Here is a 23,865-nt window from a genome sequence, read left to right on the forward strand (position 1 = left end):
GGGCCCTCGGGGGCCCGGGCGCCCCCCCGCGCCCCCGGCCCCAAACCCCCCCCCCCCCCCCCCCGGCACCACGGGCCCGCCGCCCGCGACGGCGCCCGCCGGTCCGGTCTCTTGTCGGATTCAGTCTGGGCGCGTGCCGCGGCGGCGAGCGGGGTGCCCGGTCACGGAAGGACCGGTGCGGTGAACGACGTGACGGCGCCGCGGATCGCGGCCGCGACGTCGGGCCAGCGGTTGTTCAGATAGAAGTGGCCCCCGGGGAACGTGCGCAGGTCGAACGCGCCGGTGGTGTGCCCCTGCCAGGCCCGGACGTGGTCGACCGAGGCCCGGTGGTCGTCCTCGCCGACCAGCGCGGTGACCGGGCAGTCGAGTTCGCGGCCCGGCCGGTGCCGGTAGGTCTCGATGGCCCGGTAGTCGGCGCGCAGCGCCGGCAGGATCATCTCCAGCAGCTCCGCGTCGTCGAGCAGGGCGGCGGCGGTACCGCTGAGCTGCCGCACCTCCGCGATGAGCGCCTGGTCGCCGCGGCGGTGCAGACTCTCCTCGACGTGCACCGAGGGAGCCCGCCGGCCGGACACGATGAGGCCGGCCGGCGGGATGCCGTCGCGCTGCAACAGGCGGCCGACCTCATACCCGATCACCGCTCCCATGCTGTGCCCGAACAGCACAAGCGGCCGGTCCGTCCAGGTGGTGAGTTCGGCGTGGATCCGTTCGGCCAACTCGTCGATCGTGACCAGCGGCGGTTCGATGCGCCGCTCCTGGCGGCCGGGGTACTGCACGGCGAACACGTCGACGGTGGCACCGAGGTGGACGCTGAGCGGGTGGTAGAACGAGCCGGACCCGCCCGCGTGCGGCAGGCACAGCAGACGCGGCCGGTCGCCGTGCTGCGTGCCCAGCTTCTGAATCCATCGGCTGGTACGGAGACTGTGCGACATGACGTCCTTCCCGAAGGTGGCGGAGCGGTTCACTCGGCAGCGGCGCCGCTGAGGAGCCCGTCCAGTGGGGTACGCAGCCAGTAGCGTTCCCGCTGGAAGGGGTATGTGGGCAGGTCGACCAGCCGGCCGGCGGCGGTGCCGAGCACCCGGGCCCAGTCGACCGGCGCCCCGGCGACGTGCAGAGCGGCGAGCGTGCGCAGTACGCCGTCGTCCGGTACGCCGGCCCGGACGGTGACGCCGTCCTCGGCGACGGTCACGGTGTCCGCGTCCCACGCGTCGGCCAGGTCGTCGGGCCCGGTGGGCGACAGCACCTGCAACACCGGCGTCCGCCAGCCGTCGGCCGGGGCCGGCCGTCCCTCGGCGAGCGCGGTCAGGAGTCGCGCCGCGTCCTGGGGTCCGATGGCCTCGGCGGCGAGGGCCGCGGCGACCGCGCCGGGCCCACGCCCGGTGACCGCGGTGACCGGCACACCCACGTACCGCAGCAGCGTGAACTGCGCGTACTCGACGGCCAGGGAAGCCGCGTGGGCCAGCATCGAACCGGGGGCGGGTGGCTGCTCGCCGGCGTCGAGGAGCACGTCGAGCAACGGCCGGTCGAGGACCGGATCGAGGTGCGCGGCGACGACGTCGACCGCGTCCGCGAAGGGACGGTACATGGCATGCAGCCGCCGGACCGCTGCCGCGTCGACCGGTTCCCCGGGGAACACGCAGGTCACCGCCGGCTCGTTAGGGGGTGCCTCACCGGACACCGCTGTCGTGTCCGGGTGGCCGGCCGCGACGGCGGCGAGGCCGTCGAGCAGCCCGGCACGCCCGGTGGCGAGCAGCACGGTCCGGTGCGGGTGCACCGAGCGGCCCACGGCCTGGGTCCAGGCAACGTCCGCCACGGCCAGAGCCGGCCGTGCGGCGAGATGGCCGTGCAGCCGGGCGGCCTGGGCGCGCAGCGCGACACCGTCGCGCGCGGACAGCACGACCGGGACCACCTGGGGCGGGTTCGTGACCGTCCGCTCCGGACGGTCGACCTGCTCCGTGCTGTCACCCTGTTCCAGGATGACGTGGACCTTCGTGCCGCTGGCGCCGAACGACGAGACGCCGGCCCGACGTGGGCGGCCGGTCGCCGGCCAGGGCACCGTCTTGGTCAGCAGCCGGACGCCGCCGGCGGTCCAGTCGACGTAACCGCTCGGCTCGTCGGAGTGCAGCGATCGCGGCAGGATGCCGTACCGCATGGACTGCACGGTTTTGATCACCCCGACCACGCCGGACGCGGCCTGCGGGTGTCCGAGGTTCGACTTGACGGTGCCGAGCCAGAGCGGCCGGCTGGGGTCACGGCCGGCGCCGTAGACCGCCATCAGGGCCTCGGCCTCGATCGGGTCGCCGAGCGGGGTGCCGGTGCCGTGTCCCTCGACGACGTCGACGTCGGCGGGCGTGAGACCGGCGTTCGTCAGGGCCTGGCGGATGACGCGGCGTTGCGACGGGCCGTTGGGCGCGCCCAGGCCATTGCCGCCGCCGTTGTGGTTGACGGCGGTGCCGCGGATCACCGCGAGGACCGGGTGGCCGGCGCGGCGGGCCACGGAGAGTCGTTCGACGACAAGCACGCCGGCGCCTTCGCCCCATCCGGTGCCGTCGGCGGCCTCGGAGTAGGACTTGCAGCGCCCGTCGCCGGCGGCGCCGACCCCCATGTCGGGTGAGACGGCGGGGTTCGCCAGCACGGACGCGCCGCCGGCGAGCGCCAGGTCGCACTCGCCGGCCCGGACCGCCTGCACGGCCAGGTGCAGCGCGACGGCGGAGGACGAGCAGCCGGTGTCGAGGGTCAGCACCGGGCCCTCCAGGCCGAGCGCGTAGGCGATCCGTCCGGCGGCGAGCGCCGGGGAGATGCCGCCGCTGAGGTGCGGCCGGGTCTCCTCGGGCACCTCCTGCATGCCGGTCCAGTAGCCCTGGGAGAAGGTGCCGACGAACACACCGACGGACTCACCGCTCAGGGTGCGGGGTGCGATGCCCGCGCGTTCGATCGCCTCCCAGGACATCTCCAGCAGCAGCCGGTGCTGCGGGTCCATGGCGAGCGCCTCGTGGTCGGGGATGCCGAAGAACCCGGCGTCGAACGACGCGGCGTCGCGCAGGAAGCCGCCCTGCCGGACGAAACGCATGCCTGGCACGTCGACGCCGGCGGCGACGAGCGTCTCGACGTCCCAGCCGCGGTCGGTCGGTAGGCCGCCGACCGCGTCGCGTTCGTCGGCGATGAGCTGCCACAGGTCGTCGGGGGTGTCGGCGCCGCCGGGCAGCCGGCAGCTCATGCCGACGATGACGACCGGGTCGTCGCCGTTCGCGGCCGCCGGGGTCGGTGGTTCCGCGACGCCGGCCGGCTCGTTTCCGCCGGTCGCGATCGCCCGGAGATGGCGGGCCAGCGCGTCGGGCGTCGGGTGGTCGAAGACGACGGTGGCCGGCAGTTTCAGGCCGGTGACGGTGCTCAGCCGGTTCCGCAGCTCGACCGAGGTGAGCGAGTCGAAGCCGAGCTCCCGGAACGGGCGGCCGCCGTGCACCGCGTCCGGCGAGCCGTGACCGAGCACGGCGGCGACCTGGCCGCGTACCAGGTCCAGCACGGCCCGGTCCCGTTCGGCCTCGGGCAGCGCGGCGAGCCGGTCGGCCAGCGGGGTGCCGCCGGCGGCCGGGGTCGGCCCGGTCGCGGCGCCCTCGCCGGCGAGCAGCCGCCGGACGTCGGTCAGCTCGCGCAGGAACGGACGCGGCCGGCTGGCGAGCTCACGGGCGCCGGCGGCGATCCGCTCCCACTCGATCAGGGCCAGTGCCACCACCGTCTCGTCGTGGTCGAGCACCTCGCCGAGGGCCCGCAGCGCGGTGGGCGGGTCGATCTCGGAACCGCCGCGGCGGCGTAGCTGGGCCTCGGCGGCGCCGGACGCGATGCCGCCGCCGGACCAGTGCCCCCAGGCGATGGAGGTGGCGGGCCGTCCGCCGGCGCGGCGGGCGCGGGCCAGCGCGTCGAGGAAGGCGTTGCCGGGCGCGTAGTTGCCCTGCCCGGCGACGCCGAAGGTGCCGGCGAACGACGAGAACAGCACGAAGGCGGTGAGGTCGAGGTCACGGGTCAGTTCGTCCAGGTGCACGGCGCCGAGGGCCTTGACCCGCAGCACCCGGTCGAGCTGGCCGGGGGTGAGCGCGTCGAGGACGCCGTCGTCCAGTACAGCCGCGGTGTGCACGACGGCGCGCAGCGGGTACTCGGCCGGCACGTCGGCCAGGACGGCGGCGAGCGCGGCGCGGTCGGCGACGTCGCAGGCGCTGATGGTGACCCGTGCGCCCAGCTCGGTGAGTTCGCGGCGCAGGTCGTCGGCGCCCGGCGCGTCCGGGCCGCGGCTGCTGAGCAGCAGCAGGTGCGGGGCGCCGCAGGCGGCCAGCCACCGGGCGACGTGCCCGCCGAGCGCGCCGGTGCCGCCGGTGACCAGCACGGTGCCGTCCGGCCGCCAGTCCCGGCGGGGCCGGCCATCGCCCCAGTCGGCACGGATCAGGCGGTTGGCGTAGACGCCGGACCGGCGGATCGCCACCTGGTCCTCGTCGTCGAGCCCGGCGAGGACGGCGGCCAGCCGGGCGCCCGCCCGGCTGTCGGCGACGGCGGGCAGGTCGACGAGGCCGCCCCAGCGGTGCGGGCTCTCCTCGGCGACCACCCGGCCGAGGCCCCAGACCGTGGCCTGCGCGGCGGCGGTGAGCGGGTCGGAGGCGCCGACCGACACGGCGCCACGGGTGGCGCACCAGAACGGCGCGTCGATGTCCACGTCCCCGAGTGCCTGCGCCATGGCGAGCGTGCCGGTGAGCCCGCGCACGGTGGCCGGGTGCTCGGGGTGCGGCCGGTCGTCGAGGGGCAGGAGGGACAGCACGCCTGTCACGTCGGGCGTGGCGGCGAGCGTGGCGCGCAGCACGGCGGTGTAGTAGTCGCGACCGGCGCCGGCGTCGAGGGGCAGGCGAACGACGCGGGCGCCGTGCGCGCGGAGTGCGGTCTCGGCGGCGTCGTGCCAGGGCGCGTCGGTGAGCGACTCCGCCACGGCGAGCAGCCAGGTGCCGGACAGCACCGGCGTGCCGGACTCGGCGACCGGCCGCCAGGCGGTCTTGTAGCGCCAGGAGTCGATCGTGCTGTGCTCGCGGTGGCGGCGGCGCCAGCCGGACAGGGCCGGCAGCACCCGTTCGAGGTCGTCCTGGTCGGTGCGCAGCGAGCCGGCCAGCGACTCCAGGTCCTCCCGTTCCACGGCCTCCCAGAACCGTGCCTCCACCTCGTCGGCGTCGGTGCGGGTCGGGGTCTGCGCCGGGTCGGCGTGCAGCCAGTACCGGCTGCGCTGGAAGGGGTAGGTGGGCAGGTCGACGGCCGGGCCGTCACCGACCAGGCCGGTGAGGACGACGGGCACCCCGGCGACGTACGCCTCAGCCAGGCTGGTCACGAAGCGGCGGGCCCCGCCGTCGTCGCGGCGCAACGAGCCGACCGCCTCCGGAATACCGAGGGTCAACACCGGGTGTGAGCTGCACTCGATGAAGGTGTCGAACCCGTCGGCCCGCAACACCTCCACCGTCGCGGCGAACTCCACAGTCTGGCGCAGATTCCGATACCAGTACCCGGCATCCATCACCGCCGTGTCGAGCACACCCCCGGTCACCGTCGAATAGAACGGCACCCGCGACCCCCGCGGCTCAATCCCACCCAACGCCTCGAACAGATCCGCACGCAGCACCTCCACCTGCGCAGAATGCGACGCGTAATCCACCGCCACCCGACGCACCCGCACCCCAGCGGCATCCCACGCCGAGACCAGCGCATCGACCTCCCCCGGGTCCCCCGAGATCACCACCGACGACTCCGCGTTCACCGCCGCCACCGCCACCCCACCGGTCAACGCGGCCCGCACCTCACCCACCGGCAGGGCCACCGCCGCCATCGCACCCTTACCGGCCAACCGTGACGCGATCACCCTGCTCCGCAGGCCGACCACCCGCGCACCGTCGGCGAGCGACAACGCACCCGCGACCACCGCCGCCGCGATCTCCCCCTGCGAGTGACCGACCACCGCCGCCGGTGTCACCCCGAACGACTCCCACAACCGGGCAAGCGACACCATCACCACCCACGACGCCGGCTGCACCACCTCCACCCGCGACAGATCACCCGACAACTCGGCCAGCAGATCCCAACCCACCACCGGCCGCAACACCTCCGCACACTCCGCCAACGCATCCGCGAACACCGGAAACGCCTCCGCCAACTCCACACCCATCCCGGCCCACTGCGCACCCTGACCCGGGAACACGAACACCGGACGCGACGCCGACGCCGACTCGGCCACGCCGGACACCGCAGGTGTGCCGGCCGCCACCGCGTCCAGGCCGACGAGCAGTTCGGCGCGGTCCGCCCCGACCACCACCGCGCGGTGCTCCAGGGCGGCCCGGCTGCCGGCGAGGGCACCGCCGATCTCACGGATGCCCAGGTGAGGCCGGGTCTCCAGGAACGCGCGGGTCTGCTGGGCGACGCGGATCAGGCTGTCGCCGTCGCGCGCGGTGAGGACCCACGGGACCGGGGCGCCGGTTGGCGGCGGTTCGGTGGGCACCGCCGGGGCTGGCTCCGCCTGCTCGATGATGACGTGCGCGTTGGTGCCGCTGACGCCGAACGACGACACCGCGCCACGGCGGGGCTCGCCGGTCTCCGGCCAGGGCCGGGCCTCGGTGAGCAGGGACACCGCGCCGGACTCCCAGTCGACGTGCGGGGTCGGTTCGTCGACGTGCAGGGTCTTCGGCAGCACACCGTGTTGCAGCGCCATCACGAGCTTGACGACGCCGCCGACACCGGACGCCGCCTGCGCGTGGCCGATGTTCGACTTCAGCGAGCCCAGCCAGAGCGGACGGCCGGTCGCGCGGCCCTGCCCGTACGTGGCCAGCAGCGCCTGCGCCTCGATCGGGTCACCCAGCGTCGTGCCGGTGCCGTGCGCCTCCAGCAGGTCGATCTGGTCGGTGGTGAGGCGGGCGTTGTCCAAGGCCTGCCGGATGACGCGTTGCTGCGACGGCCCGTTGGGGGCGGTCAGGCCGTTGGACGCGCCGTCCTGGTTGACCGCGGAGCCGCGTACCACCGCGAGAACCCGGTGCCCGTTGCGGCGGGCGTCCGAGAGACGCTCGATCAGCAGCACACCCACGCCCTCGGCCCAGCCCGTCCCGTCGGCCGCAGCGGCGAACGCCTTGCACCGCCCGTCCGGTGCGAGCCCGCGCTGCCGGCTGAACTCCTGGAACACGCCGGGGCTGGACATGATGGTGACACCGCCGGCCAGTGCCAGGCCGCACTCACCCTGCCGCAGAGACTGCACGGCGAGGTGCAGGGCGACGAGTGAGGAGGAGCAGGCGGTGTCGACGGTGACCGCCGGTCCCTCCAGGCCCAGGGTGTACGCGATGCGGCCGGACACCACGCTGGTGGCCAGGCCGGTCAGGGTGTATCCCTGCACCTCCTGCGGTATCTCCTTCAGATCGGTGGCGTAGCCGGGGCTGCCGGCGCCGATGAACACCCCCGTACGGGTGCCCTTGAGTGAGGCGGCGTCGATGCCGGCGCGTTCGATCGCCTCCCAGGCGGCCTGTAGGACCACCCGCTGCTGCGGGTCCATGGCGAGCGCCTCGCGCGGCGAGATGCGGAAGAACTCGGCGTCGAACTCGGCGGCGCTGTGGACGAAGCCGCCCTCCTGCACGTAACTGCCGGACTCCGGGTCGGACAGCGCGTCCAGGTCCCATCCGCGGTCACCCGGGAACGACGACATCGCGTCGACCTCGTCGGTCACCAGGTGCCACAAGTCCTCGGGGGTACGGACGCCGCCGGGGTAGCGGCACGCCATCCCGACGATCGCGACGGGTTCGCTGAGCGCGGCGACCAGTTCCTTGTTCTGCCGCCGCAGGTTCTCCGTCTCCGTCAGCGATGCCCGGAGGGCGTCGACGAGCCGGTCGGCCGATGTGGTCATGTTGCGTGCTCCGCTCTCGGAAACGGTTCAGGAGTCCTTGGTGTTCAGCGCCATGTCGACGAGTGCGGCGACGTCCATCGTGGCGATGGCGGCGACGTCGGCCTCCGCCTCGGCGGTGGAGTCGTCGAACCCGGTCAGCCTGCGCAGGGCGCCGAGCACACCCGCGTCCCGCAACGCGGAGAGGGGAATGTCGGCGAGTGCCCGCCGGAACTCGATCTCGGACTGCTCGATGCCGGCGGGCGCCGCGTCGGCGGGGTCGAGGTGGGTGATCAGGTGATCGGTGAGTTCGGTGGGCGTGGGGTGGTCGAAGACCGCGGTGGCGGGCAGGCGTAGGCCGGTGGCGGTGTTGAGCCGGTTGCGGAGTTCGACGCCGGTCAGCGAGTCGAAACCGACGTCGCGGAACGGCCGGCCGGCCGGGATGGCGGCGGTGTCGGTGAAACCGAGCACCGCGGCGGCCTGTTCGCGGACCAGTTCGAGCACGAGGCGGCGTCGTTCGTCGCCAGAGGCCGCCGCGAGCCGCCGCTGCAACTCCTGCGCGTCCGTCGCGCCCGCGGCCCCGGCGGTCCGCCGGGCGGAGACCCGGATCAGGGACCGGAACAGGCCGGGGACGCTTGTGACGTCCCGGGCGCGGGCCTGCAGCGACGCCAGGTCGAGGTCGACGGGTACGGCGAGCGGTTCACCGAGACGCAGGGCCGCGTCGAACAGCGCCAGGCCCTGGGCGGTGGGCATCGGACGGACACCGGACCGGTCGGCGCGTACCCGGTCACTGCTGCCCAGCCGGGCGGTCATGCCGCTCTCCTCGGCCCAGAGTCCCCAGGCCAGCGACGTGGCCGGCAATCCCTGCTCGTGCCGGTGGGCGGCGAGCGCGTCCAGGTAGGAGTTCGCCGCGGCGTAGTTGCCCTGCCCCGCCCCGCCGAACACTCCGCCGATCGAGGAGTACATGACGAAGTCGGCGAGGTCGTGCCCGGCGGTCAGCTCGTGCAGGTGCCACGCCGCGTCCACCTTGGCCCGCAGCACCCGGTCCACCTGCTCCGGCGTCAACGATCCGAGCACCGCGTCGTCGGTCACTCCCGCCGCGTGCACCACGGCCGTCACCCGGCGACCGGCCAGCAACTGCTTGACCTGGTCGCGGTCGCTCACGTCGCAGGCGGCCACCGTCACCTCGGCGCCGGCGGCCTCCAGCTCGGCCCTGAGGTCCGCGGCACCCGGCGCCCGCAGGCCCCGCCGGCCGGCCAGGAGCAGGTTGCGCATCCCCCGCGTGGTCACCAGGTGCCGGGCCAGCGCGGCGCCCAGGGTCCCGGTGCCGCCGGTGATCAACACCGTGCCGGCCGGGTCCCAGGCCGACGGCACGGTCAGCACCACCTTGCCCACGTGCCGGGCCTGGGAGATGAACCGGAACGCCTCCGGCGCCCGCCGTACGTCCCACGAGGTCACCGGCAGCGGCCGCAACGTGTCCGCGGTCAACTGCTCGACGACCTGCCGCAGAATCTCGCCGATCCGCCGCGGGCCGGCCTCGATGAGGTCGAACGCCCGGTATCGCACCCCCGGGCGGGCCGCCGCGACCGTCTCCGCGTCCCGGATGTCGGACTTGCCCATCTCCACGAACCGGCCCCCACGCGGCAACAGGTCCAGCGACGCGTCCACGAACTCACCCGCCAGCGAGTTCAGCACCACGTCCATCCCACGGCCGCCGGTCGCCACCAGGAACCGGTCCCGGAACTCCACCGACCGCGACGACCCGATGTGCTCCTCGTCCAGGCCCAGACCCCGCAACACCTCCCACTTACCGGGGCTCGCGGTCGCGTACACCTCGGCACCCAGCGAGCGGGCCACCTGCACCGCCGCCATGCCCACACCACCGGCGCCCGCGTGCACCAGCACCCGATCGCCGGGGCCGACGCCGGCGATGTCCACCAGACCCATCCACGCCGTCGCGAACACCACACCCACCGACGCGCCAGTCTCGAACGACCAGCCGGCGGGCAGCGGAGTGACGAAGCTGCGTTCGGTACGGGCGATCGGGCCGATGGAGTCCGGCATGAGGCCGAGAACGCGGTCCCCGGGTACCAGGTCGGTGACGCCGGGGCCGACGGCGGTGACCACACCTGCGGCCTCGTTGCCGAGCGCGGGCGGGGCGTCGCCGGGGTACATGCCGAGCGCGATGAGCACGTCTCGGAAGTTCACCCCGGCCGCGCGGACCGCGACCCGGACCTCGTCGTCCCGCAGGCCGGCGTCCGGAGCCTCCTCGCGGGGTGCGAGCGTCAGGTCGGTGAGGGCTCCGGTGCCGCCGCGGACGGCGAGCCGCCAGTCGGCGGCGTCCGGCACGGGCAGGGTGTCCGGCCCGGCGGCGGGGGTGAGCCGGGGACCGTGGAACTCGTCGCCGCGCAGGCGGATCTCGGATTCACCTGTCGCGGACGCCGCGGCGATCCGGTCCGGGGCGGGCCGGTCCTCGTCGGCGTCGACGAGCAGGAACCGTCCGGGGTTCTCGGTCTGCGCGCTGCGGACCAGGCCGGCGGCGGCGGCGTGGGAGAGCAGCCCGGCACGGGTCACCACGGCGAGGGTGGCGTCGGCGGCACGTTCGTCGGCCAGCCACCGCTGGAGCAGGGCGAGCGTGCGGTGCACCGCGTCCCGGGCCGCGCCGTCCGGGTCCACGTAGCTGACGACCAACTGCGGGATCGGCGTACCCAGTGCGGCCGGATCGTCGCCGTCCAGGACCGCGACGCCGGCCGGCGCCTCGCCAGTGCGGCCGACGGGCGTCCACCGGATCCGGTAGAGGTTGGCGACGGGCGCGGTGGCCGGGTCGGCGATCGGGCGGAGGGTCAGCGTGGCGATGGTCGCCACCGGAGCGCCGGCCGGGTCGGTGGCGGTCACGGTGAGCGTGTCGCCGGCGCCCGCGGTGAGGTGTACCCGCAGGGTCCGGGCGCCGGTGGCGTGCAGGTGCACACCCTCGAAGGAGAACGGGACCATCGGCCTCGCGCCAGCGCCCGTGGCGCCGGCCAGGGCGACCGGGTGCAGGGCGGCGTCGAGGACCGCGGGGTGGATGCCGTAGCCGGTGACGTCGAGGTCGGCCGGTGCGGTGACCTCGGCCCACACGTCGTCGCCGGATCGCCAGGCGGCGCGCATGCCCCGGAACGCCGGGCCGTAGGCCGAGCCCGCGGCGTGCAGCCGCTCGTAGAAGCCGGTGAGGTCGACGGGTTCCGCGCCGGCCGGCGGCCAGGCTGCCGCCGCCGTGGGCGCCCCGCCGGCGGCGGTGAGTGCGCCGGCCTCGGTGAGCGTGCCGGTGGCGTGCAGGGTCCACGGCCGGTCGCCGGTGGCGTCCGGGCGCGAGTGGACCCGAACCTGACCGGCCCCGTCCACCACCACCTGCACCTGCAACGCCCCGCCGTCGGGCACCAGCATCGGCTCCCGCAGGGTCAGCTCGTCCAGCTGGTCGTACCCGGCCTCGTCGCCGGCCCGGATCGCCATCTCCACCAACGCGGTGCCCGGCACCAGCACGCGCCCGCCGATCTCGTGCTCGGCCAGCCACGACTGCGCGGACCGGCTCACCCGGCCGGTCAGCACGACACCACCACCGTCGGCCATCGACACCGCCGCGCCCAGCAGCGGGTGCCCGGCCGCGCCCAGGCCGAGCGCGGCCGGATCGGCGGCTGTCGCCTTCGGCAGCCAGTAGCGCTCCCGCTGGAACGCGTAGGTGGGCAGCTCGACCAGCCGGCCGCCCTGGTTCATCGCCGCCCAGTCGACCACAATCCCCACGGTCCAGGCCCGGCCGACGCCCTCCACGACCGACACGTCCTCCGCCCGGTCCTTGCGGCACAACGCGATGGCGTCCACGTCGGACTGCCCGGCCAGGCCGGTCAGGGTCGCGTCCGGGCCGATCTCCAGCACCGTACGCAGCGGCGGCAGCGCCCGGACGGCATCCGCGAACCGGACCGTCTGCCGCACGTGCGACACCCAGTACTCCGGATCCGACCACTCACCGTCCACCACCGCACCGGTCACCGTGGACACGGCCGGAATGCTGGGCGTGCCGAAGCTCAGCCCCGACACGACCTCGCGGAAGTCGTCGAGCATCGGCTCCATCAGCGCCGAGTGGAAGGCGTGCGACACCCGGAGGCGGCGGACGCGTACCCCCTCGCTTGTGAGGGTTTCCTCGACGTCCGCGAGCACGCCCGCGTCGCCGGAGAGCACCACCGACGACGGGCCGTTGACCGCCGCCACCGACACGCCCGCGAAACGGGCGACCTCGGTCTCCGGCACCGCCACCGCCAGCATCACCCCACCCGGCGGCAGGGCCTGCATCAACCGGCCACGTTCCACGATCAGCCGGGCCGCGTCGGCGGTCGACAGCACACCCGAGACACAGGCGGCGGCGACCTCGCCCACCGAGTGGCCGGCCAGCACCGAGGGGCGCACCCGCCACGACTCCAGCAGCCGGAACAACGCCACCTCGAACACGAACAGCGCGGGCTGCGCGAAGCGGGTCTCGGCCAGCAGATCCGCGTCCTCGCCCCACACCACCTCGGTCAACGACCGGCCCAGTACCGCGTCCACCGCGGCGCAGACCTCGTCCCACGCCTGCCGGAACACCGGGAACGACGACGCCAGGTCGCGTCCCATCCCGAGCCGCTGCGCACCCTGGCCCGCGAACAGGAAACCCACCCCGTCCGGGCCGGTCTCCGGCACCACACCGGACACCTCACCGCGATCCGGCGCGATCAGCACCGTGCGATGGGCGAACGCCTGCCGCGTCGCCGCCAGCGACCGGCCCACGTCCACACTCGGCAGCCCGGCCGTCGCCACGAACTCCCGCAACCGGCTCAGCTGGCCGGCGAGCGCCCCGGCGGAGCGCGCCGACACCGGCCACGCCACCACCGGCGGCTCCGGGGACGGCGGGACCGGCTGCTCGGCCGGCGCCGCCTCCAGGACGATGTGGCTGTTGGTGCCGCTGACGCCGAACGACGAGACCGCGCACCGGCGCGGCCGGTCGGTGTCCGGCCAGGGCGTCGAGTCGGTGAGCACGGTGACCGCGCCGGCCTCCCAGTCGACCTCGGGAGTGGGGCTGTCCACGTGCAGGGTCTTCGGCAGGACACCGGCGCGCATCGCCATGACCATCTTGATCACCGAGGCCACGCCGGCCGCCGCCTGGGTGTGCCCGATGTTCGACTTCAGCGAGCCGAGCAGCAGCGGGCGGGCCGGGTCGCGATCCTGCCCGTACGTGGCCAGCAGCGCCTGGGCCTCGATCGGGTCGCCGAGCCGGGTGCCGGTCCCGTGCGCCTCGACGGCGTCGACATCCGCCGGGGACAGCCGGGCGCCGGCGAGCGCCTGGCGGATCACCCGCTGCTGCGACGGGCCGTTGGGCGCGGTCAGCCCGTTGGACGCGCCGTCCTGGTTGACCGCGGTGCCGCGGACCAGCCCGAGCACCCGGTGCCCGTGGCGGCGCGCGTCGGACAGCCGCTCGACCACCAGAACGCCGGCACCCTCGGCCCAGCCGGTGCCGTCCGCGGCGGCCGCGAACGCCTTGCACCGGCCGTCCGCGGACAGCCCGCGCTGGCGGCTGAACTCGACGAACACCTCGGCGTTCGGCATCACCGCGACCCCGCCGACAAGCGCGAGCGTGCACTCGCCCTGGCGCAGGGCCTGGCCGGCCAGGTGCAGCGCGACGAGCGACGACGAGCAGGCCGTGTCGACGGTGACGGCCGGGCCCTCGAAGCCGAACGTGTAGGAGATGCGGCCGGAGACGACGCTCGACGCGTTGCCGGTCATCACGTAGCCCTCGGCGCCCTCGGGCAGCTGTTCCAGGCTGTTGACGTAACCGCGGTGCCCGGCGCCGATGAACACGCCGGTGGGCGTGCCGGCAAGCGTTTCCGGGTCGAGGCCGGCCCGCTCGACGGCCTCCCACGACGTCTCCAGCAGCAGCCGTTGCTGCGGGTCCATCGCCAGGGCCTCACGCGGCGAGATGCCGAAGAACGCGGCGTCGAAGTCGGCGGCGTCGTGCAGGAAACCGCCCTCCCGCACGTACGTGGTGCCGGGCACGTCGGGGTCGGGGTGGTAGAGCCGGTCGATGTCCCAGCCGCGGTTGTCCGGGAACGGCGTGATCGCGTCCCGCCCGTTCGCCACCAGGTCCCACAGCTCCTCCGGCGACGTGATGCCGCCGGGCAGCCGGCAGGCCATGCCGACGATGGCGATCGGCTCGGTGTCCGCGGCGGCGGTGGCCAGCGCCGCCGGTACCGGCTCCGCCCTCTCGCCGGTGAACAGTCGCTCGGCGAGGTGCCGGGCCAGCGCCTGCGGGGTCGGGTGGTCGAAGACGAGTGTCGCGGGCAGTTTGAGCCCGGTGGCGACGTTGACGCCGTTGCGCAGGTTGACCGCGATGAGCGAGTCGACGCCCAGGTCCTTGAACGGGCGGCCGGCCGGGATCGTGTCGGCGTTGCGGTGGCCGAGCGCCGCCGCGGACTGTTCCCGGACCAGCGTCAGCAGCTCACGGTCGCGGTCCGCCGGGCTGAGCGCGGCCAGCCGGCGGGTCAGCGCGGAGCCGTCGCCGTCGGTCTCCGGCTGCCCCGCGGTGGCGGCCGAGATGGCGCGCGCGGCCTCCGGGATGCCGGTGAGCAACGGGTAGGGCCGCACCGACGCGGCGTCCGGCGCGACCTTTGCCCAGTCGATGTCGACGACGGCGAGCACGGTCTCGTCGCCGGCCAGCGCGTCGGCGAGCGCGGCGACCGCCGCCTCCGGGTCCATCGGAGGGACACCCGCGGCGCGCAGCCGTTCGCCGATGGCGCCGTCGGCCAGCCCGCCGCCGCCCCACGAACCCCACATCACCGAGGTGGCCGGCAGCCCGGCCCGGCGGCGGTGCTGCGCGAGGGCGTCCAGGTAGGCGTTGGCGGCGGCGTAGTTGGCCTGCCCGATGTTGGGGAAGACGCTGGCGAACGACGAGAACGTGACGAACGCGTCCAGTCCGAGATCGGCGGTCAGCTCGTGCAGGTGCCGGGCGGACAACGACTTGGCGGCCGCGACGGTCTGCGCGCGGTCCGGGGTGAGGGTGTCCAGGATGGCGTCGTCGGTGATGCCGGCCGCGTGGAACACGGCGGTCAGCGGGTGCGCCGCCGGCAGCGACCGCAGCAGCGCGGCCAGCGCGTCCCGGTCGGCGACGTCGCAGGCCGCCAGGGTCACCTCGGCGCCCAGGGCGGTCAGCTCGTCGCGCAGTTCGGTGGCGCCGGGCGCGTCCGCGCCCCGCCGGCTGGTCAGCACCAGGTGCGCGGCGCCGGAGCGGGCCAGCCAGCGCGCCACGTGCGCGCCGAGCGCGCCGGTGCCGCCGGTGACCAGCACGGTGCCGTGCGGCTGCCACACGTCGGCGGGCCCGGTCGGGCGGGTGGCGCGGGCGAGCCGGGCGGCGAGCCGGCCGGTGCCGCGGATCGCGATCTGGTCCTCGCCGTCGGTGGCGGCGAGCGTCGCGACGAGCCGGCGCAGAGCGGTGCCGTCGGGTGCTTGCGGGAGGTCGGCGAGCCCGCCCCAACGCTCCGGGTACTCGAGCGCGGCGACCCGGCCCACGCCCCAGGTGTGTGCCTGGTCGGGCTCGTCGAGCGGGTCGGTGGCGGAGACCGCGACCGCACCCCGGGTGATGGTCCACAGGTGGGCCGAGGGCGCGTGTTCGGCGACCCGGCGGACCAGCGCGAGCGTGGCGACGGTACCCACGGTGAGCGCCGGGAAGCCGGGGTGGTCGCGGGTGTCGAGCGGCAGCAGCGACAGCACACCGGCGACGCTCGTGTCGCCGGCCGCCTCGCCCAGCGCGGCGGCCAGCGCGTCCGGCGTCGTGGTGGCGGCGTCCACGGTGACCCGGCGGGCCTCGGCGCCGTGCTCGCCCAGCACGGCGTCGATGTCCGCGGCGAGTGCCGTGGCGGCCGGGGTGTCCGGCGTGACGAGCAGCCACGTGCCGGTCAGCGTGGGCCGGTCGGTGTCCGGCAGCGGTTGCCAGGTCAGGTGGTACCGCCAGGAGTCGAGACGGGAGCGTTCCCGCTGCCGGCGCCGCCAGGTGGACAGGGCCGGCAACACCCGGCGCAGGTCGTCGGCGCCGGTGTCCAGCGACTCCGCGAGCGACGGCAGGTCCTCGTCCTCCACGGCCTGCCAGAACCGGTCCTCGGCCGGATCGGTGGTGCGGGCGGGCGGGTCGCCGGCCGGTGCCTCCAGCCAGTACCTGTCGCGCTGGAAGGCGTACGTGGGCAGGTCGACGGTGGCGGCGTCGCCGGACAGCGGCGCGAACGAGACCGGCAGACCGGCGGTGAATCCCTCGGCGAGCGACGTGACGAACCGGCCGGGGCCCCCGTCGTCGCGGCGCAAGGAGGCGACCACGGCCACCTCGACGCCGGCGTCGTCGGCGGTCTCGGTGATGCCGAAGGACAGCACCGGGTGCGCGCCGCACTCGACGAAAACGCTGTGCCCCGCGCCGGCCGCGGCCCGCACGGCGGCCTCGAAGCGGACCTCCTGCCGCAGGTTGCGCACCCAGTACGCGGGACCGAGGCCCGCCGTGTTGATCGTGGCGCCGTCCACCGCGGAGAAGAACGGGATCCGCGACTCGCCGGGGCTGATCCCGTCGAGGGCGGTCAGCAGTTCGGCTTCCAGGGCGGCCACCTGCGGCGAGTGGGAGGCGTAGTCCACCGGGACCCGCCGGACGCGCACGCCGTCGGCCGCCAGCGCGGCGGTGACCTCGTCGATCGCGGCGGGCTCGCCGGAGAGCACCACCGAGCGGGGGCCGTTGACGGCGGCGACCGCGACCGTCCCGGCGTACCCGGCCAGGCGGTCCCGTGCCTCGTCGGCGGAGAGCGCGACGGAGGCCATGGCACCGGAGCCGGCCAGCCGCTCGCGGATGATCCGACTGCGCAGCGCGACCACCCGGGCCCCGTCGGCGACCGACAGCGCGCCGCACACCACCGCGGCGGCGATCTCGCCCTGGGAGTGCCCGATGACCGCGGCCGGGCTGACGCCGAACGACTCCCACAACCGTGCGAGCGACACCATCACCGCCCACGACGCCGGCTGCACGACGTCGACGTCGGCGAGGTCGCCGGCCAGGGCCTCGGGCAGGTCCCAGTCGGTCACCTCGCGCAGCGCGTCGGCGCATTCGCGCAGCGCGTCGGCGAACACCGGGAACGCGGCCGCGAGGTCCAGGCCCATCCGGGACCACTGCGCGCCCTGACCGGGGAACACGAACACGGCACGGTCGCCGCGTACGCCGGCACCGGACACCGCCTCGGCCGCGGCGGTTGCGCCGGCCACCGCCCGCAGGCCGGACAGCAGCGTGTCCCGGTCGGCGCCGACGGCCACCGCCCGGTGCTCCAGTTTCGCCCGGTGCTCGGCCAGGGACCGGGCGACGCCCGCCGGAGTCCACTTCGGATCGTCGTGCAGACGGTCGAGCAGCCGGGTGGCCTGGGCCTGGACGCCGTCGGCGGTCTTCGCGGACAGCGGCCACGGCACCACTCCCCCACCCACGGCCGGCGCGGGCGGGCCGGCGTCCGGCTCGTCCGCGACGTCGTCGCTGCCGGCCTGTTCGAGGATGACGTGCGCGTTCGTGCCGCTGATGCCGAACGACGACACGCCGGCGCGGCGCGGTTCGCCGGTCTCCGGCCACGGCGCCGACTCGGTGACCAGCGAGACGTCGCCCGCGGTCCAGTCGATGTGCGGCGACGGCTCGTCGGCGTGCAGGGTCCGGGGCAGCACGCCGTGCTGGAGGGCGAGCACGGTCTTGATCACACCCGCGACACCGGCGGCCGCCTGAGCGTGGCCGATGTTCGACTTGAAGGAGGTCAGGTGCAGCGGACGGCCGGCCGGGCGGTCCTGCCCGTACGTGGCCAGCAACGCGTGCGCCTCGATCGGGTCGCCCAGCGTGGTGCCGGTGCCGTGCGCCTCCACCAGGTCGACGTTGCTCGCGGTGAGCCGGGCGTTGGTCAGGGCCTGGCGGATCACCCGCTGCTGGGCCGGCCCGTTCGGCGCGCTCAGCCCGTTGCTGGCGCCGTCCTGGTTGACCGCGGAACCCCGGACCACGGCGAGCACCGGGTGCCCGTTGCGGCGGGCGTCGGAGAGCCGTTCCAGCAGCAGGACACCGATGCCCTCGGCGAGGCCGAGCCCATCGGCGCCCGCGCCGAACGCCTTGCAGCGGCCGTCCTTGGAGAGCCCGCGCTGGCGGCTGAACGCCACGAAACCCTCCGGGCCGGACAGCACCGCGGCACCGCCGGCCAGCGCCATGCCGCAGTCACCGTGCCGCAGCGCCAGGTTCGCCAGGTGCACGGCGACGAGCGACGACGAACACGCGGTGTCCAGCGTGACCGCCGGCCCCTCCAACCCGAAGGTGTACGCGATGCGCCCGGAGACCACGCTGGCGTTGCTGCCGGTGAGCAGGTGCCCCTCCATGCCGTCCGGCACGCGGGCGAGGTTGTTCGCGTAGTCCGGGCGGTTCGCGCCGATGAACGTGCCGATCCGGCGTCCCCGCACCGACTGCGGATCGATGCCGGCCCGCTCGAACACCTCCCAGGAGGTCTCCAGCAGCAGCCGCTGCTGCGGGTCCATGGCGAGGGCCTCGCGCGGCGAGATGCCGAACAGGTCGGGGTCGAACTGCGCGGCGTCGTGCAGGAAACCGCCGTGGCGCACGTACGACTTGCCGGGCGCGTCCGGGTCGGGGTCGTAGAGGCCGTCGACGTCCCAGCCGCGGTCGACCGGGAAGCCGGAGACCGCGTCCTGCCCGTCGAGCACCATCCGCCAGAGCTCCTCCGGTGAGGCCACCCCGCCGGGGAAGCGGCAGGCCATGCCGATCACCGCGATCGGCTCGTGGGCCGCGTCCTCGAGGGTCCGGAGCCGTTGCTTGGCCTCGTGCAGGTCGGCGGTGACCCACCGGAGGTAGTCACGGAGGGTGTCTTCGTTGCTTGCCACTGGTGTCTCCCGCGAAGGTCGCCGAGGGTGTCGTCTGAGAGGTCGTACGGGGGCCCGCCGAGTCAGGAACGGCCCAGCTCACGCCGGATGAAATCGAACATCTCGTCATCGGAGGCCGACTCCAGCCGTTGGGCGACGGAGGCGCCGGCCGCCGCTTGGCCGGCACACCGCTCCTGGAGCCCGCGCAGCCGGTCGGCCAGCGGGCCGCGTTCCAGGTCGTCGAGCGTCACGCCGCCGAGCGCGGTCTCCAGCCGGTCGATCTGGGCGTGCAGCGATTCGGCGGTGACCAGGGTCTCCGCCAGCAGTTCCCGCTGGAGCAGGGCGGCGATGGCCGCCGGGGTCGGGTGGTCGAACACCAGGCTGGCCGGCAACCGCAGGCCGGTCGCCCGGCCCAGCCGGTTCCGGAGGTCGACCGAGGTCAGCGAGTCGAACCCGAGGTCCTTGAAGGCCCGCGACGCCGCCACCTCACCGGTGCCGTCGTGGCCGAGCGCGGCGGCGGCGTGGTCCCGGACCAGGTCCACCAGGTGCCGCTGGGCGTCGGCGGGAGGCATGCCGGTGAGCTGCCGGAGCAGCGGTGACGCGTCGGCGGCCTCGTCCGGTTCGGCGGGCTCGTTCTGCCGGCGTAGGGCCTGGACCGCCTCGGGCAGCTCGTCCAGCAGGTGCGTGGGCCGCGCCATGGTGAACAGCGAGACGAAGCGTTCCCACTCGATGTTGGCCAGCGCCACGTACGTGTCGTCGTTGTCCAGCGCCTGCATCAGCGCCGCCACCCCCAGGTCCGGCTCCAGGAACGGCAGGCCCTGGGCCTGGGCCCGCTCACTGATCGCCATCCGCTCGGCGACGTAGCTCTCCTGGATGTCCACCGGTCGCCAGACGCCCCAGGCCACCGAGGTGGCGGTGAGTCCGCGGGCCCGGCGGCGGTGGGCGAGCGCGTCGAGATGGGCGTTGGCGGCCGCGTACGCGCCGTGGTAGCCGCTGCCCCAGAACGCGGCGATCGACGAGTACAGCACGAACGCGTCGAGGGTGTCGGCGGCGAACAGCCGGTCCAGGTTCTCCGCGCCGGCCACCTTCGCGGCGTACGTGTCGGCGTACTGCTCCATCGTCGTCTCCTCGAGCGAGCCGAGGTCGATGTGCGCGGCGGTGTGCACGACGGCGGTGATCGGCGGCCCGTCCGCGGTCACCTGGTGGACCACCGCGGACAGCTCGTCGTAGTCGGTGATGTCGCAGGCAGCGTTCGTGACGCGCACCCCGAGCTCGCCCAGTTCGGCGGCGAGCTCCCGGGCGCCCGGCGCGTCCGGGCCACGGCGACTGGTGAGCACCAGGTGCTCGGCGCCGTTGCCGGCCAGCCAGCGGGCGAGCAGCCGGCCGAGCGCGCCGGTGCCGCCGGTGATCAGGACGGTGCCGCGCGGGCGGTACTCCCGTACCGGCGGGCGGTCGGGGAGCCGGTCGCGGACCATCCGGCGGGCGAGGACACGCTCGCCGCGTACCGCGAGCTGGTCCTCGCCGTCGGTGCGGCGCAACGCTCCGGCGAGCTGTCCGGCGTCCGCCACGGCGGGCAGGTCCACCAGACCGCCCCAGAGGCGGGCGTTCTCCAGCGCGGCGACCCGGCCGATGCCCCAGAGCTGCGCCTGCACGGGGTCGGCCAGCGGGTCGGCGTCGTCCACCGCGACGCCGCCCCGGGTGACGCACCACAGCGGGCCCGGCAGGCCGGAGTCGATGAGCGCCTGCAACAGGCACATCGTCCCGGCGCCGGCGACGGGGACGCCGGGGCGGTCGGGGTGGTCGGCGGTCTCCAGCGCCCAGAGGTTGAGCACACCGCCGAGGCCGGTGCCGTCGCCGAGGGTCTCGGCGAGCCGGACGGCGAGCTTGCCGCGGTCGGCGTCGGCCGGCGCGACGGTGAGCGTGACGACGTCGGCGCCGGCGTCGCGCAGTGCGGCGGCGACCCCGGTGGCGAACTCGCCGTCCGCGGCCGGCTCCGGCACGACCATCAGCCAGGTGCCGGTCAGCGCACCGGGTGCCACGGCGCCGGCCGGCCGCCAGTCGACGCGGTAGCGGAGGTCGTCCAGGGCGGCGCGTCGGCCGCGCTCGCGGTGCCAGCCGGACATCGCGTCCACCACACCGCCGAGGGTCTCGGTGTCACCGACCTTCAGCATGCCGGCGACGGCGGCGACGTCACGGCCGTTGACGGCGGCCCAGAAGCGGTCCACCTCGGCGTCGCCGGTGACGGTGGGCCGGGCGGTGGGGGCGGGCGATTCGAGCCAGTAGTGCTTGTGCTGGAACGCGTACGTGGGCAGCGGCACCCTCCGCCGGCCCGGGAAGGAGGGCGCCCAGTCGACCGCGACGCCGTGCACGTGCGCCTCGGCCAGCGCCGCGAGGAAGCGGGCCCGGCCGCCGTCGCCGCGGTGCAGGGAGCCCACCGTGACCACGTCGGTCCCGGCCGTCTCCTCGATCGCGCCGGTGAGCACCGGGTGCGCGCTGACCTCGATGAACACCGTGTGCCCGGCGTCGTGCAGCAGCCTGGTGACGGCCTCGAACTCGACAGTCTGCCGCAGGTTGCGGACCCAGTAGTCGGCGTCCATCAGGGTGTCGATCGGTCCGGGCTGCACGGTGGACCAGAGCGGGACGGTGGTCGCCCGGGGGCGGATCTCGCCGAGCTCGGCCAGCAGCTCCGGCCGGATCGTGTCGACAGCCGGCGAGTGGGAGGCGTAGTCGACCGGCAGGCGCCGGGTGCGGATGCCGTCGGCAGCCGCCGCGGTGAGGAACTCGTCGAGCGCCGCGGGCTCGCCGGCGACGACTGTGGAACGGCTGCCGTTGACCACCGCGACGCCGAGTCGGCCCGCCCACGGGGCCAGCCGCTGCGCCACCTCCGCCTGGCCGAGCGCGACCGAGCCCATGGCGCCGTGGCCGGCGAGCCGCTCGGCGATGACGCGGCTCCGGCGGGCGACGATCCGGGCGCCGTCCGCGAGCGTCAACGCGCCGGCCACCACGGCAGCGGCGATCTCGCCCTGGGAATGGCCGACGACAGCGGCCGGCTCGACGCCGTGCTCGCGCCACAGCGCGGCCAGCGACACCATCACCGCCCACGAGGCGGGCTGCACCACGTCGACCCGGGTGAGGTCGCCGCCAAGCTCGGTCAGTAGGTCCCAGTCCACGTGCGGGCGCAGCGCGTCCGCGCAGGCACGCAGGGACGCCGCGAACGACGGGTACGCCGCGGCCAGCTCGACCGCCATGCCGGTCCACTGGGCGCCCTGTCCGGGGAAGACCAGGACCGGCCGTCCCGCGCCGGCCACGGCCGCCCCGCTGAGCGTCGTGTCGGCGGCCGGGGCGGACGCCGGGTCGGCGATCGCGGCCAGACCGGCGAGCAGCTCCGCCCGGCCGGTGCCGATCACCGCGGCCCGGTGCTCGAGCGCGGCCCGGGTGGTGGCCAGCGACCAGCCGACATCGGCCGGATCGACGTCGGCCAGGTCGGCGGCGGCCGAGTCAGCGCCGGCGGTAGCCAGCTCGGCGCCGGCCAGCTCGGCGCCGGCGCCGGCGCCGGCGAGGTAGTCGTGCAGGCGGGCGGCCTGGCGGCGGCGGGCTTCCGCGGTACGGCCGGAGACGACCCAGGCGACCGGCTCGCCGAAGGCCGGCGTCACCGGCGGCGCCTCGGGTGCGCTCTCGGCCTGTTCCAGGATGAGGTGGGCGTTGGTGCCGCTCATGCCGAACGCGGAGACGCCGGCGCGGCGCGGTCGGCCCGAGCCGGGCCACGGCACCTCGTCGGTGAGCAGCCGGACCGCACCGCTGCTCCAGTCCACCTCGGGGGTGGGGACCTCGGCGTGCAGGGTGCGGGGCAGCACACCGTGCCGGATCGCCTGGACCATCTTGATCACCCCGCCGGCACCGGCGGCGGCCTGGGCGTGACCGATGTTGGACTTGAGCGACCCGATCCACAGAGGCCGGTCGGCGGGGCGGGTCCGGCCGTACGCGGCGAGCAGGGCCTGCGCCTCGATCGGGTCGCCGAGCCGGGTGCCGGTGCCGTGCGCCTCGACCGCGTCGACCTGGTCCGGGGCGAGCCGGGCGTCGGCCAGCGCGGCCTCGATCACGCGCAGCTGGGCCGGGCCGCTGGGCGCGGTGAGGCCGTTGGAGGCGCCGTCCTGGTTGATCGCGGAACCGCGGACGACGGCGAGCACCGGGTGCCCGTGGCGGCGGGCGTCGGAGAGCCGCTCGACGAGCAGCACGGCCACGCCCTCGCCGAGCCCCATGCCGTCGGCGTCGGCCGAGAAGGCCCGGCAGCGGCCGTCGCGGGACAACCCGCGCTGCCGGCTGAACCCGACGAACTCGGCGGGCGTCGACATCACCGCCACACCGCCGGCGACGGCCAGCGTGCAGTCATCCTGGCGCAGCGCCTGCGTCGCCAGGTGCAGTGCCACGAGCGACGACGAGCACGCCGTGTCGAGGGTGATGGCCGGACCCTCCAGGCCGAACGTGTACGCCACCCGCCCGGAGACCACGCTCGCCGCCGCGCCGGTCATCAGGTGCCCCTCGAAACCGGCCGGCACCTCGGTGACCCCGGAGCGGTAGTCGAGCGGGTTCGCACCGAGGAAGGTGCCGATCCGCTGGCCCCGTACCGACAGTGGGTCGATGCCGGCCCGCTCGAACACCTCCCACGTGGTCTCCAGCACGAGCCGCTGCTGCGGGTCCATGGCGAGGGCCTCGCGCGGGGAGATGCCGAACAGCGCCGGGTCGAACCGGCCGGCGTCGTCCAGGAAACCGCCGCGCTCGACGTACGTGCGGCCCTCCGCGTCCGGGTCGTCGTCGTGCAGGGCGGCCAGGTCCCAGCCCCGGTCGGCGGGGAACGCCGAGACCGCGTCACCGCCGTCGCCGAGCAGTCGCCACAGGTCCTCGGGGTCGCGGACACCACCGGGGAAGCGGCAGGCCATGGCGACGATCGCGACGGGTTCCTGGTCGCGGTCCTCCGCGGCGCGCAGCCGGGCCTGGGCCTGCTGCAGGTCAGTGGTGACCTTGCGCAGATAGCCGAGGAGCTTCTGTTCGTTCGCCGACGTAGGGGTGTCCGACAT

4 protein-coding genes are annotated in these 23,865 nt (G+C 75.2%); all 4 read right to left on the reverse strand.

Going from position 1 to position 23,865, the window contains the following annotated elements:
- Window positions 1-161: 161 nt before the first annotated feature.
- Entirely contained in the window at window positions 162-929 is a 768-nt protein-coding gene (locus tag AB0B14_RS05420) for an alpha/beta fold hydrolase (RefSeq protein WP_357521461.1), read from the reverse strand.
- A 29-nt stretch (window positions 930-958) separates the two neighbouring features.
- Window positions 959-7,900: a type I polyketide synthase gene (locus AB0B14_RS05425; RefSeq protein ID WP_357521463.1), complete on the reverse strand. Its 6,942-nt coding sequence runs from the start codon at window positions 7,898-7,900 to the stop codon at window positions 959-961.
- A gap of 27 nt (window positions 7,901-7,927) precedes the next feature.
- The gene (locus AB0B14_RS05430) at window positions 7,928-18,811 is read right to left on the reverse strand and encodes a type I polyketide synthase (protein WP_357521465.1); all 10,884 of its coding nucleotides are present in this window, start codon (window positions 18,809-18,811) and stop codon (window positions 7,928-7,930) included.
- A 62-nt stretch (window positions 18,812-18,873) separates the two neighbouring features.
- Window positions 18,874-23,865, reverse strand: a complete 4,992-nt coding sequence (locus AB0B14_RS05435; RefSeq protein ID WP_357064901.1) for a type I polyketide synthase — start codon at window positions 23,863-23,865, stop codon at window positions 18,874-18,876.

The sequence above is a fragment of the Micromonospora sp. NPDC049171 genome (assembly GCF_040648275.1).
GTDB lineage: Bacteria > Actinomycetota > Actinomycetes > Mycobacteriales > Micromonosporaceae > Micromonospora.

Coding starts and splice junctions, on each gene's coding strand:
- AB0B14_RS05420 (WP_357521461.1), bottom strand. CDS start 929: ATGTCGCACAGTCTCCGTACCAGCCGATGGATTCAGAAGCTGGGCACG.
- AB0B14_RS05425 (WP_357521463.1), bottom strand. CDS start 7,900: ATGACCACATCGGCCGACCGGCTCGTCGACGCCCTCCGGGCATCGCTG.
- AB0B14_RS05435 (WP_357064901.1), bottom strand. CDS start 23,865: ATGTCGGACACCCCTACGTCGGCGAACGAACAGAAGCTCCTCGGCTAT.